The organism is Vreelandella halophytica (genome assembly GCF_968193635.1).
The window spans coordinates 1263240-1276924 of the sequence record NZ_OZ309107.1; the positions used below are offsets into that span (position 1 = coordinate 1263240).

The window sequence follows — 13685 nt, forward strand, 5'->3', positions numbered from 1 at the left end:
GGCTTAGCGCTTTAGCGCAACCAGTAGGGCCGCCAGGCGGCTGGTAAACGATAGGCGCGCCGGGGCGGTCTTTTCAGACCGAGTGGCCTGACGGGCCGGGGTATCCCAAATGGTAAGAAATTGTTCCTGATGTTTCATGGAGCTCTCCTGGCGCCGGGGCGCGTGGTGTTCTCGACCTAACCGAATGTTGGCGCTATTCATGTTAGACGTTGGTCTATACAACTAACGGCTAGTATGGCGCAACCGGTTTTTTATGGAAAGCTTTTTCACAAAATAAAAAAGCACCCGCGGTCGCCCGGCGGGTGCTTTTTTTGCGCCTAATGGCTTCAGGCCTGGGCTTTCAGCGCGTTAATCGGCAAGCCCCATTGCCCAAAGGATGAAGGCGTCCTGGCGGGCGCTATCTTTCCAGGCCTTGAAGCGCCCGGAAGCGCCGCCGTGGCCGCTGTCCATGTCGGTGTACAGTAATACCGGGGCGCTGCCTGTTTGCACGCGGCTGACCTGGGCGTAAAACTTGGCCGGTTCCCAGTAGCTCACTCGGGTATCGAACCAGCTCCCCTCGACCCAAAGCGCCGGATAGGCTTGCTCGGTGATGTTATCCACCGGCGAGTAGTCGCGTATGCGGGCCTCGACCTCGGGCTCGGCCGGGTTGCCCCATTCGCTGTACTCGGCGGTGGTCAGCGGAAGATCCGGGTTTTGCATGGTGCGCAGCACGTCGAGAAACGGCACATCCAGCACCGCGGCGCAGAATGCCTCGGGGGCGCGGTTGATGCACGTACCCACCAGCAGGCCACCCGCGCTGGCCCCATACGCCACGACTTTGTCGTCAAGGCTTAGCCCTTCATCGACCAGCGCCTGGCGGGCGGCCAAAAAGTCGTCAAAGCTGTGCTCCTTTTGTGCCATCTTGCCGTCGAGATACCAGGGCTCGCCGCGCTCGCCGCCGCCGCGTACGTGGGCCACCGCAAAGGCAACGCCGCGCTCCAGAAGCGACAGCCTGGCGATCGAGAACCAGGGGTCCAGCGGCTCGCCGTAGGCGCCGTAGCCATAGAGCAGCGTGGGTAGCGGCTGACCGATCAAATCCGCGCGGGCAACGATGGACACCGGCACCCGCTCGCCGTCCGCGCTGGTGGCCCAGATGCGTTTGCTGGCCAGCGCCTCGGGCCGGAGCGCGCCATGCACCGGCAGGGTTTTCAAAAGCGTTCGCTCGCCGCTTTCAAGGTCCAGGGTGTACCAGCTGGCCGGTCGGGTAAACGACTCTTCGCGCAGGCGCAGGATTTGCGTATCGAAGTGCGGGGAGTCCTCCAGTAATTGCGAGCAGGGTGTCTCCGGCAGCGCGATGAGCTCATCGGTGGTGATCGTGTCATCGCCTTCGAGCACCAGGCGCCTAAGCCGGGTTTGCGCCTCTTGATGGCTGCGCTCGGCGACCATGAGCCCCCAGGCAAAAGCGTCCACGCCCTCCAGGGTTTGCTCCTCCTGGTGGGGGATCAACGTTTGCCACTCGGCGTCTTCCTCCCACGCGGCCTCGGCCAGTACGTCCAGGGCGAAGTGAGGGCCGGCCTGGTTTTGCAGCCGGTAAAACGCCCCGGGGCGGTGGTCGATACTGACTTCGACCCCTTTGCTGCGCCGGTGCAAAACCCGCGGCGCCGTGGCCGGGGCATCGGCGGGAATCGCCAGAATCTCGGTGGTGTCCTTGGCGGCGGTCTCGATGAAAAGCCAGGTCCTGGAGCGGGTTTTACCGATCCCCAACCAGAACTCGGCGTCGTCTTCGCGCATCACAAGCGTTGCCGGAGGATCGAGCGCCGGGCGGGCGAAGCTCACGTCGCAGCGCCATAGGCTGTCCGGGCGCTGGGTGGCGTCGAAGCGGGTGAAAAACAGCGTCGCGCTTTGAGGCGTTTGGTCTTCGGCCCAACAAAGGTCCGGACCGATGTCGCTGGCAAGCTTGCGCGGTTCGCCGTTGGGCAGCGCCTTGAGCCACAGCGTGTAGCGCTCGTCGCCCTGGGTGTCCTCGCTCCAGGCAAGCCACTGCTCATCCGGGGTGAGCGCCATGTCGCCGATATCGAAAAAGGCGTGCTCGCCGGCGCGGGCGACCAGGTCAAAAAAGCACTCCGGTGCGCCAGGGTCATCGATCGGCGCGCGCCACCAGCGAGGGTAGTCGTCGTGCTCGCCGGTTTCGCTCCAGATCGTAAACACGTCGAGGGTCGTGCCAAGACTTTTCACCGCCAGCTCGCGCCGCGCCAGGTGGCTTTGATAAAGCGACTCGGCAAGCGGAGCAAGGGGCGCGAACCAGCGGGCGTGCTCCTCGTTGGCGTCGGTTAGAAAAGCGCTGACGTCGGGGGAATCGCGCTCTTCCAACCAGTGCCAATCCGGGTCATCGGCGCGATAATGGCGCTTTTGAGGCGACTCTTTGGGCATGCCGGGCTGTGCTTTCATAAATTGACAGGTACCATAACGGGAAATTAACCGCGGGTGCGTCCACCCACACGAGGGTATTATGCTGTTTACAAGCTCAATGTCACTGCTCTGGCTGAGTTATTACGGGGTTTCGCTGGTCGTACTCGTGGCGGTCTACTTTGCGCTAGCGTTTTTACCACGCCTGCCAAGGCTGGTGCTGACCTGGTGCGTGGCCGGGGCGATGTGGATGCCGGCGCGCTTTAGCCTGCCGCTGATCGAAGAAAACGAGTTCTACACCGGCTGGGCGCCATCGGCGATGGTCTCGGCGGTCGGCTTTTTGGAGCGCAGCGCCTCGGCCATGTGGGCCGGGCTTGTGTGGCTGCTCGTCGGTATCGCGTTAGGCGCGTGTGTGGGCGTGGCCCTTTGGTGGCTGCGCCGCCCGGTCGAACGCGCCCCGGCCAAGCGTACACCGGATGATAAACGCCCGCCGAATGGCGGTAAGCGCCAGCCCACCGCCAAACGTGGCGCCGCCAAGCCCCGCGGTGGCAACGACGAGCCCCGCCGCCGCGAGCCGGTCATCAACTAAAAGGCTCCATCAGGCAAAGGAGAGCCCCATGTGCGAGCTTTTGGGCATGAGCGCCAACGTGCCAACGGATATCTGCTTTAGCTTTTCCGGCTTTCTTCATCGCGGCGGGGGCACCGGCCCCCACCGCGATGGCTGGGGCATCGCCTTTTACGAGCAGGGCGGGTACCGCGAATTTCGCGACCCGCACCCCTCGGTCGACTCGCCCATCGCGCGGCTGATTTGCGACTACCCGATCAAATCCAACGTGGTGATCAGCCATATACGCCAGGCAAATGTCGGCGGGGTGCGTTTGAACAACACCCACCCGTTTACCCGGGAAATGTGGGGGCGGCCCTGGTGCTACGCCCACAACGGGCAACTAAGCGGTTGGCAAACACTGCCGCTGGATGTCTACACCCCGGTGGGCAGTACCGACAGCGAGCACGCTTTTTGCTGGATTTTGGGCGAGCTGCGTCGCGCTTTTCCCTCGCCGCCAGCTTCTTATGAGCCGGTCGGCGCGCTGCTCCATACGCTGTGTGAAAAACTGCGGGGGCTTGGGGTGTTCAACCTGCTGCTGTCTGATGGCGAGTCGCTTTACTGCTACTGTTCGACCAAACTTTCTCATATCACCCGCCAGGCACCGTTCGGCGAAGCCGAGCTTGCCGATGCCGACATGACGGTGAACTTCAGCGAGCATACCACGGCGTTCGATGTGGTCTCGGTGATCGCCACTGCGCCGCTTACCCACAACGAGAAGTGGACGGCCATGGTGCCGGGCGAGCTTTTAGTGTGGCAGTCGGGAAGTATAAAAGCGCAATACACACCCTCGTGAGGCGAGCGATCTACGCTATATAGGCCGATAACCAAAACGTTCGTTAGGCTCTGTCTGAAAAGTGCCTGCGCTCGACAATACGGCGTTAAAAATTGGCTCAAAATACTCATTTACACATGTAAACTCCGTTTTTTCGCCAATTTTTGCCTTGTCTTGTCTTCGCTTGTCGACTTTTCAGACAGACCCTAGCGCCCCGGGATGGCGGGCTCAGCCTGTATTGAAGGTATCCCGTTGAAACAGCAGTTTCAAGCAGGCGTTTTACAGCGTTACCCCCCTCGTATATCGTAAGCGTTTAGCCTCATCTCAACGATCGCCAAAATAATAAGGTCGGTCCACTTATCGACACGGATAGCGGAGATTGCCCCATGAGCGAACACGCCGATGCTCCTATGCTGCATGGCCCAGCGCTTGAAGGGTTGGATCAATACGATTCGATCACTGACGTTTTTGAAACCGCGGTAGAGCGCTACAGCGACAACCCGGCGTTTAGCTGCATGGGCCAAACCCTGAGCTTTGCCGAGCTGGATACTTACTCGAAGCAATTTGCCGCCTGGCTTCAAAACGACACCGATCTCGAGCCTGGCGATCGCATCGCCATTCAACTGCCCAACGTGCTGCAGTTCCCGGTGGCCGTGTTCGGCGCGCTACGGGCGGGGATGGTGGTGGTCAATACCAACCCGCTCTACACCGAGCGTGAAATGGCCCACCAGTTCAAGGACGCCGGGGCCAAAGCCATCGTCATTCTTGCCAACATGGCGCACAAGCTCGACAAGGTGTTGGAGAAAACCGATATCTCCCACGTGGTGGTCACCGAGCTTGCCGATCTTCACGGCGCGCCTAAGCGCTGGGTGATCAACGCGGTGGTCAAGTACGTCAAGAAGATGGTACCCACCTACCGCCTGCCGGGCGCGATCGGGTTTCGCCAGGTGATGAAGGCCGGCGCCAACCGTGAGTTTACCCCGGTCAAGCGCACTGCGGACGACGTGGCCGCGCTGCAGTACACCGGCGGCACCACCGGCCAGCCCAAAGGCGCGATGCTCACCCACACCAACCTGATCGCCAATATGCTCCAGGCGCGCATGGCGATCGGTACACACCTGGAAAACGGCAAGGAGCTGGTGATCGCGCCGCTGCCGGTCTATCACATCTACACCTTTACGGTGAACTGCCTGTTTTTGATGGAAACCGGTAACCACTCGGTGCTGATCACCAATCCGCGGGATCTGCCCGCTTTCGTCAAGGAGCTCAAAAAGCTCAAATTCACCAGCTTTATCGGGCTCAATACGCTATTTAACGCGCTTTGCCAGCGTGATGACTTCCGCGCGCTCGATTTCTCCCGGCTGAAGCTGACCATTTCCGGCGGCATGGCGCTGACCAAAGCCGCGGCCAAGCGGTGGGAAGAGGTGACCGGCTGCCCGGTGGCGGAAGGCTACGGGCTGACCGAAACCTCGCCGGTGGTGAGTTTCAACCCCACCGACGCCATCCAGTTGGGGACCATCGGCAAACCCGTGGCCGGCACCTCGGTCAAGGTGGTCGATGCCGACGGCCACGACGTAGCGCTTGGTGAGCCCGGCGAGCTTTGTATCAAGGGCCCGCAGGTCATGAAAGGCTACTGGCAGCGCGACGACGAAACCCAAAAGTCGATTGATGCGGGCGGCTGGTTCCATTCCGGCGATATCGCCGTGCTCCAGGACGATGGCTATATCCGCATCGTCGATCGTAAAAAGGACATGATCCTGGTGTCGGGCTTCAACGTTTATCCCAACGAGGTCGAAGACGTGGTCGCGACCCACCCGGATATCGTCGAGTCCGCGGTAGTGGGCGTGCCGGACGAGAATGCCGGCGAGGCGATCAAACTCTTCGTGGTCTCCAAAAACAGCGACCTGGACGCCCAAACGCTGCGCGCCTGGTGCAAAAAAGAGCTCACCGCTTACAAGGTGCCCAAGTACATCGAGTTTCGCGACGAGCTGCCCAAGACCAACGTGGGCAAGGTATTGCGGCGCGAGCTGCGCGACGAGGAAACCTCCAGCGAAGGCGAGCAGGAGAAAGCCTGAGGGTAAGCCAAAAGGGCAGGGCGCCCGTCCGGGTTAGCCCTCCCATAACCGAAAGCGCTATACTGTTCGGCCCGCTTTTTTGGCGGGCCGAATTTTTATTTTTTGGATGGAATCTGAGCCTAACGTGAGCACTGAGACGCACTCCTTGACCGATGCCCAACAGGTGACGCAGCTCGAGCGAGCGCTTGACGAGGTAACCCTTCGCGACAGCCACCGCCTGGCACGGCGTCTTGGCGGTCTCAAGCGTCGTCTGCGTGACAACAAGCCGATCGGCCGCGGCCTCGACGAGGTCAGCCGCGAGGTCGACAAGGCCAAGCGGCTGGCGGCCAGCCGCGCCGCCACGCCGGTATCCATCAGCTATCCGCCGGGGCTTCCCGTGGTCGAGCGCCGCGAGGACATCCTCGAGGCCATTCGGGATCACCAGGTGGTCGTGGTGGCCGGCGAAACCGGCTCGGGCAAAACGACCCAGCTGCCCAAGATATGCCTGGAACTTGGGCGTGGGCGCCGCGGCCAGATTGGCCATACCCAGCCGCGCCGGCTGGCCGCGCGCAGCGTGGCCACGCGGATTTCAGAGGAGCTCGACGTTAGCCTGGGCGAGCAGGTGGGCTATCAGGTGCGCTTTACCGATCAAAGCGCGCCCAACACCCTGGTCAAGCTCATGACCGACGGTATTTTGCTGGCCGAATCCCAGCACGACCCGATGCTCTGGCGCTACGACACCATCATCATCGACGAGGCGCACGAACGCAGCCTCAATATCGATTTTCTGCTCGGCTACTTGAAACGCCTGCTGCCCAAGCGTCCGGATTTGAAGGTGATCATCACCTCGGCGACTATCGACGTCGAGCGCTTTGCCGCGCACTTTGCAACCGACGACACGCCGGCCCCGGTGGTCGAGGTCTCCGGGCGCGCCTTCGACGTGGATGTGCTTTACCGCCCCCTGGTGCGAAGCGACGACGACGAAGAGGACCGCACGCTACAAGAAGGCATCGTGGGCGCGATTGAAGAGATCGAAACTTTAGAGCGCGAGAAGGGGTGGCTGCACGGCCCGCGAGACGTGCTGATCTTTTTGCCCGGTGAGCGTGAGATTCGCGAAACCGCGGACACGCTGCGCCGTGCGGACTTCAAGGGCACCGAAATTCTGCCGCTCTACGCCCGGCTCTCCAACGAGGAGCAGAACCGGGTGTTCGCTCCGCACCGCGGCCGGCGCATCGTGCTGGCCACCAACGTCGCGGAAACCTCGCTGACCGTGCCCGGCATTCGTTACGTGGTCGACCCGGGCCTTGTACGCATTAGCCGGTATAGCTACCGGGCGAAGATCCAGCGCCTGCCCATCGAGCCGATCAGCCAGGCAAGCGCCAACCAGCGCAAGGGTCGCTGCGGGCGTATCGCCGAGGGCGTGTGCATTCGCCTTTACGACGAAGAGGACTTTCTGTCGCGCCCGGCGTTCACCGACCCGGAAATCCAGCGTACCAATCTCGCCTCGGTCATCCTCTCGATGCTGTCGTTGAAGCTTGGCAACATCGAGGCCTTTCCCTTCGTCGACCCGCCGGATAGCCGCTTCGTCAAGGACGGCTTTAGGCTTTTGTTCGAGCTCGGCGCGGTGGATCAAAAAGAGCAGATCAGCGAACTGGGGCGCAAGCTCGCTCGGCTGCCCATCGACCCGCGGCTTGCGCGCATGGTGCTTGAGGGTGCCGAGCGACAAAGCCTTCGCGATGTGCTGGTGGTGGTCTCGGCGCTGGCGATACAAGACCCCCGGGAGCGCCCGGCGGACAAACGCCAGGCCGCAGACCAGGCCCATCAGCGCTGGCACGACCCGGATTCCGACTTCGTCGCACTCTTGAACTTGTGGCACGGCATCGAAAACGCTCGCGGATCGCTTTCGAACAGCCAAATGCGCCGCTGGTGTCGCGAGCACTACGTCAATTATCTGCGCATGCGCGAGTGGCACGACACCTTCCGCCAGCTTAGGCAGCTCTTGCGCGATATGGACATCGAAGTGCCCGGGCCTTTGCCGGCCAATGAAGACGAAAGCGAGGAAGAGGCCCGCCAGGCGCGGCGCAAAACCTCCGGCAAGCTGCACCAGGCGCTGCTCTCCGGGCTTTTATCGAATTTGGGTAACCTTACGGAAAATCGCGAGTACCTGGGCGCGCGCAACCGCAAGTTCTTCATTCACCCGGGCTCCGGACTTGCGAAAAAAACGCCCAAGTGGGTCATGGCGTTCGAGCTGGTCGAAACCACCAAACTCTACGCCCGCACGGTGGCGAAAATCGATCCGGCCTGGATCGAGCCCCAGGCCGAGCACCTGGTCAAACGAAGCTACAGCGAGCCCCACTGGGAAATGAAGCGCGCCCAGGTCGTGGCCTTCGAGCAGGTGACGCTGTTTGGCCTGCCCATCGTCGCCCGCCGGCGGGTCAATTTTGGCGCCATCGACCCCAAGGAGTCCCGGGATATTTTCATTCGCCGGGCGCTGGTCGAGGGGGATTTTCAGACCAAAGGCGCGTTCTTCGCCCACAACCGGGCGCTGGTCGACGAGGTCGAGGCGCTCGAGGACCGCGCCCGCCGCCGCGATATTCTGGTCGATGAAGAAACGCTTTACGCCTTTTACGACGAACGCATTCCAGGCGATGTCGTCAACGGCAAGGGCTTCGAGCACTGGCGCAAGCAGGCCGAGCGCGAGGCCCCGGATCTTTTAAAGTTCGATATCGAAACGCTCAAGGCGCGGGAGGCCGAGGACGTCACCCGTGCCCAATATCCGGATTACCTGACGCTTGGCGGCGTTGCCTACCCGGTGAGCTATCACTTCGAGCCCCAGGCCGAGGACGACGGCGTTACGCTCACCGTGCCCGCCGCCATGCTTTCGCAGCTGCCGGTCAGCGCTTTGGAGTGGTTGGTGCCCGGGCTTTTGCGCGAAAAATGCATCGCGCTTTTGAAATCGCTGCCCAAGAGCATTCGCCGCCAGGTGGTGCCGATTCCGGACTGGGTCGACGCCGCGTTACACGTGCTGACGCCCAACGAGCGCCCGCTGACCGAGGCGCTGGGCGAGTTTTTACGTCGGCGCACCGGTACCCGGGTCCATCCGGACGACTGGCGGCTGGACCAGCTCGAGGCGCACCTGGTGATGAACGTGCGCGTGGTCGACCACGCCGGTCACCAGCTTGGCCAAGGGCGCGATGTGCGTGCGCTGGAAAAACGCTTCGAGCAGGCGGCAAGCCTGGGCGCCCAGGCGTTGGCCAAAGAGGCAAGCCAGGCGCCAACGCTCGATGCGCTGCCCGAGGCGCCGCTCCCGGCCTCGAAAGTCACCACCCAGGCCGGTATTCGCGTGGAAGCCTACCCGGCATTGACTCATGAAGGTGAAGCGTTCAAGGTCGCGCTATTCGATCACCCGGCGAAGGCAGAGGCCGCCCACCGCGAGGGCGTGGCACGGCTGGCCATTACCCAGTGTCCGGATCAGGTCAAGGCGATCAAAGCGTTACCGGCGCTCGAAAAGTGCGCGCTGCTGTTTACCAACGTGGGCAGCAAGCAGGCGTTCATAGCCGATGTGTTGCTGGCGGTATTTACCCAGGTGGTCGCGACGGCGCCGCTGCCGCGCTCGGCGGGGGAACTCGACGCGCGGCTAGCGCAGGTAGACACCGCCCTGGTCGATCACGCCAAGGCGCTTTTAAGCGATGTCGAGGCGGCGTTAAAAGGCCATCTGGAGCTTGCCAAGCAGCTCAAGGGGAATTTGAACTTCGCCCTGGCGCTGGTTTACAGCGATGTGCGCGCACAGATGCAGCGTTTGGTCTATCCTGGCTTCATCCGTGATGCGGGCGAGTGGCTTTCGGAGTACCCTCGTTATTTCGAAGCCGCGCTGATTCGTCTTGAAAAAGCCGCGCGGGAGCGCGGGCGCGACCAGATGATGATGAAGGACGTTCAGGCGCTGGAGGCGCGCTTCGACGCCCGGCGCGAAAGCGAGCGCCGCGGCCAGGTCGAAGACCCGGCGCTGGTCGCCTTCGGCTGGTGGATTCAGGAGCTTCGTGTGTCGCTTTTTGCCCAACAGTTGGGCACTAAAATGCCCGTCTCGGTCAAGCGCCTTGAAAAGCACTGGGAAGAAATCACGCGCCTTTGAGGCGCTTAGCCATACGTGCCGCTCAAGGCCGCTAAAGGAGAGTACACATGAATGACGTGGTGATTACCGGTACGGGGCTTTATACGCCGGAACACGCCATCGACAACGAAGCCCTGGTGGCGGCGTTCAATACCTACGTTGACGATCACAACGCACGCTTTACCGATGAGATTCAGTCCGGTAGCCGCGCACCGCTCGCCTACTCGAGCAGCGAGTTCATCGAGAAGGCCTCGGGCATCAAAAGCCGTTACGTGCTGAACGCCGAGGGCATTCTGGACCCCGAGCGCATGCGTCCGAATCTTCCCGAGCGGGCCAACGACGAGCCCTCGATTCAGTGCGAGATGGCAGTATCTGCCGCTCGTCAGGCGCTCGAAATGGCCCGGGTCGCCCCCGAGGACATTGAACTGGTCATCGTTGCCTGCTCGAATCTGGAGCGCGCCTACCCGGCGGTAGCGGTGGAGGTGCAGCAGGCGCTGGGAACCTCGGGCTACGGGTTCGACATGAACGTGGCGTGTAGTTCCGCCACCTTTGCGATCGAAACCGCGGCGAACGCCATCGCCGCCCAAAGCGTCAAGCGGGCGCTGGTGATCAGCCCGGAAATCTGCTCGGCGCACCTGAATTTTACCGACCGCGACAGCCACTTCATCTTTGGCGACGCGTGCACGGCGGTGGTGCTCGAGCAAAGCGAACTCGCCGTGGCCGAACAGCGCTTCGAGATACTCGGCACGCGCCTGGTGACCCAGTTCTCCAACGCCATTCGTAACAACTCAGGCTTTTTGAATCGCGTTACCGACAGCGACCCGATGGGACTGGACAAACTGTTCGTCCAGGAAGGGCGGCGCGTGTTCAGGGAAGTATGCCCGATGGTCGCCAAGCTCATCGTCTCGCACCTACAAGCGCTCGAACTCTCCGGTGACGACGTCAAACGGATGTGGCTCCACCAGGCCAATCAGCACATGAACGACCTGATCGCCCGCAAGGTACTCGGGTTCGAGCCAGACGAAAGCCAGGCGCCGATCATTCTCGATCGCTACGCTAATACAAGCTCTGCCGGCTCCATCATCGCGTTTCATCTGCATCGCGAGGATCTGGTGGCCGGCGATATCGGGCTGATCTGCTCCTTTGGAGCGGGTTACAGCGCCGGGAACGTCGTGCTGCGCTGCCAGTAAGGCGCGGCGTCGTCCATCAAAAGGACATACCTAAAACGAGGGAATCATCATGCCAGGGTTATTAGCCGCGTCTAAAGGCAAGGCGCTTAAAGGAGTGTTGCCGGTCATGCTGCTGACGCTGGGTATGTCAGGCTGCGCGAGTACCGGCACGTCGCAGCCGGCGAACCCGGACGATCCCTGGGAGGGCTTCAACCGCCGGGTATTCGCCTTCAACGACGTGTTGGATCGCTACGCGCTGAAGCCGGTCGCCTCCGGGTATCGCACCGTGACGCCGGACCCGGTGCAGACCGGCGTGGGTAACTTCTTCTCGAATTTGGGCGAGATCCGCACCGCGCTCAACAGTATCTTGCAGGGCAAGCCCGCCAACGCCGGCCTTGCCACCTCACGCTTTTTGATCAATTCGACGGTGGGTATCGCGGGGCTTCTCGATTACGCCACGCATATGGAAATTACCGCCGACGAGGAAGATTTCGGCCAGACACTGGCCGTGTGGGGCTGGCAAGATTCCCGCTACCTGGTGCTGCCGCTTTTGGGTCCGAGCACCCTGCGTGACTCCACCGGCTTGCCGGCGGATCTGGCCGCTTACCCGAACACCTACGTCGAGGACGACGCGGTGCGTATCAGCCTTGCGGCACTGAATATCGTCGATACTCGCGCCGGGTTGCTGGATCAGGAGTCGCTGATCAGCGGCGACCGTTATCAGTTCATTCGTGATGCCTACCTTCAGCGCCGCCAGTTTTTGATCAACGACGGGGAGTTGGGCGACGACCCCTTTGCGATGGATAGTTTCGAGTTCGATGATGCAGACTTTGACGATGCCGATTTTGGTGACGACGATTTCGCCGATTGAGACTTGATATGGATTCTTCCAAATATCTGATCGCGGTCATCGATGTGCCCGGCGCCGAGCGCGATGCGCTGACCCGTGCAATTACCTGCCACGATATGGCGGTGCTGGCCGCGGACGATATCGAACGCTTACCGGCGGACACCGCGCTGGTGGTTGCTCGGGCCGGCGTGGTGCCGCGGGATCAGTGGGCGCTTTTGGCGGCGCGGGTGCCCACGCTGGTGGTCAGCGACTCCCGGGAGGACGCCGAGCTTTTCCAGGCGGTGGATAGCGGATTGCTGGATCACGTCGTGGACCCTTTGCGTCACAGCGAACTGCTGCGGCGCATGATCCGCAAAGCGGTCGAGCTACAGGCGCTGGCCCGCGAGCGCGAACGTGACCGTCGAAGGCTCGAGGAGCTCAACGAGAGTCTGGAAACGCATCTGGCGCTTTTGCGCATGGACCAGCAAAGCGGCGGACACATTCAACGGCGCTTGCTGCCGGTACACCCGAAGATCATCAACGGAGCGCGCTTTGACTACTGGTTCGCGCCGTCACTTTATTTATCCGGTGATTTTCTCGACTACCAACGCTACAACGAGCGCTTCAGCGCCTTCTATTTCGCCGACGTTTCCGGCCACGGCGCCTCATCGGCGTTCGTGACGGTGCTGCTTAAGTACTTGTTTAATCGCTGGCTCAACGAGTGGGACGGGCAAAACCCCGAGCACCTGGCCGCCAGGTCGCTTGCCGCACTCAACCGTGAGCTTCAGGATACCGACATCGGCAAGCACGCGACCCTTTTCGTCGGGGTGATTGACCGGGAGACAAAGACCCTTCACTATTCGCTCGGCGCACAGCTGCCGATGCCGCTTTTGGTGGCCGGCAACCGCCTGGTGCGCCTTGAGGGCGAAGGGATGCCGGTAGGGCTTTTCCCCGACATCGAGTATCCGTCGCTCGCCTGCGAACTCCCGTCTGACTTTCGCCTGTGGCTCTGTTCGGACGGCGTATTGGAATGCTTGCCGGGTAAAACGCTCGACACGCGGCTCACGGAACTTGAGCAATTAATAAGTGAGAGTGGCACACTTGAGCAGTTGCGCGACCGGCTCGTTCAGACCAACGCCCTGTTGATGGAAGGGGAGGCGGCAGATGAACAGGGCCAGGACCGCGACGCTTTACCCGACGACCTGACAATCATGATGGTGAGCGGATTTGGTCATGCTGATTGAGGAAGGCCGTATCAAAGCGGCGTTCGATTCCGGTGTTTTTATCTTGAAGCTCTGTGGCGACGTGCGTCTTACGCTCTGTGCCACGCTCGACGTTCAGGCGCAGCGCCTGGCGGACACACCGGGACTCGAGGCGGTGATGATCGACCTGCGCGAGGCGACCAACGTCGACTCTAGCGCGCTGGGTTTTTTGGCCAAGGTGGCGATGGCGGTGAAAGGGCGCCTCGATCACTTACCGACGATCATCGCCAACAACCCGGATATCCAGAAAATGCTCGACGTGATGGGCTTCAACCGCTTTTTCACGTTGATCGACGCGCCCCTGCAGCCAGGCCTGGAAGCCTCCCTGACCGAGCTTCCCGAAATCCCCTCGGACGAAGAGGGCTTGCGCGACCGGATCCTCGAAGCGCACCGTATTCTGATGCACATGAACGAGCATAACCGCGAGCAGTTCCAGCCGCTGGTCGAGATGCTCGAGTCTCAGGACTCGCCGGTTCACTAGGCGCGTACCAGTAAGACT

At 61.7% G+C, this 13685-nt stretch carries 10 protein-coding genes; 8 read left to right on the forward strand and 2 right to left on the reverse strand.

Features of this window, described 5'->3' with window-relative positions; all coding sequences use genetic code 11:
- Positions 1-3 precede the first annotated feature (3 nt).
- Both ACWHXT_RS05980 and ACWHXT_RS05985 read right to left on the reverse strand, forming a co-directional pair.
- Positions 4-138: a hypothetical protein gene (locus ACWHXT_RS05980; protein WP_447957606.1), complete on the reverse strand. Its 135-nt coding sequence runs from the start codon at positions 136-138 to the stop codon at positions 4-6.
- A 210-nt stretch (positions 139-348) separates the two neighbouring features.
- Positions 349-2427, reverse strand: a complete 2079-nt coding sequence (locus tag ACWHXT_RS05985; RefSeq protein ID WP_447957607.1) for a S9 family peptidase — start codon at positions 2425-2427, stop codon at positions 349-351.
- Between the two features lie 61 nt (positions 2428-2488).
- Here ACWHXT_RS05985 and ACWHXT_RS05990 point away from each other — a divergent pair, with 61 nt between their 5' ends.
- The 8 genes from ACWHXT_RS05990 to ACWHXT_RS06025 all read left to right on the forward strand — a co-directional run bounded on the left by ACWHXT_RS05990 (position 2489) and on the right by ACWHXT_RS06025 (position 13667).
- On the forward strand, positions 2489-2974 hold the full coding sequence (locus ACWHXT_RS05990; protein WP_447928577.1) for a hypothetical protein: 486 nt from the start codon (positions 2489-2491) through the stop codon (positions 2972-2974).
- A gap of 28 nt (positions 2975-3002) precedes the next feature.
- Positions 3003-3785, forward strand: a complete 783-nt coding sequence (locus ACWHXT_RS05995) for a class II glutamine amidotransferase (protein ID WP_447928578.1) — start codon at positions 3003-3005, stop codon at positions 3783-3785.
- A gap of 365 nt (positions 3786-4150) precedes the next feature.
- Positions 4151-5839 (forward strand): AMP-binding protein, encoded by a 1689-nt coding sequence (locus ACWHXT_RS06000; RefSeq protein ID WP_447957608.1) that lies wholly within the window; start codon positions 4151-4153, stop codon positions 5837-5839.
- A gap of 106 nt (positions 5840-5945) precedes the next feature.
- Positions 5946-9947 (forward strand): ATP-dependent RNA helicase HrpA, encoded by a 4002-nt coding sequence (hrpA, locus tag ACWHXT_RS06005; protein ID WP_447957609.1) that lies wholly within the window; start codon positions 5946-5948, stop codon positions 9945-9947.
- A 47-nt stretch (positions 9948-9994) separates the two neighbouring features.
- Positions 9995-11116, forward strand: a complete 1122-nt coding sequence (locus tag ACWHXT_RS06010; protein ID WP_447957610.1) for a beta-ketoacyl-ACP synthase III — start codon at positions 9995-9997, stop codon at positions 11114-11116.
- A gap of 49 nt (positions 11117-11165) precedes the next feature.
- Positions 11166-11966, forward strand: coding sequence for an MlaA family lipoprotein (locus tag ACWHXT_RS06015; protein ID WP_447895609.1), 801 nt, complete (start codon positions 11166-11168; stop codon positions 11964-11966).
- Positions 11967-11974: 8 nt separating this feature from the next.
- Entirely contained in the window at positions 11975-13168 is a 1194-nt protein-coding gene (locus ACWHXT_RS06020; protein ID WP_447928582.1) for a PP2C family protein-serine/threonine phosphatase, read from the forward strand.
- On the forward strand, positions 13158-13667 hold the full coding sequence (locus ACWHXT_RS06025) for an STAS domain-containing protein (protein ID WP_447928583.1): 510 nt from the start codon (positions 13158-13160) through the stop codon (positions 13665-13667). Before ACWHXT_RS06020 ends, ACWHXT_RS06025 begins: the two co-directional genes overlap by 11 nt.
- Positions 13668-13685: the final 18 nt, after the last annotated feature.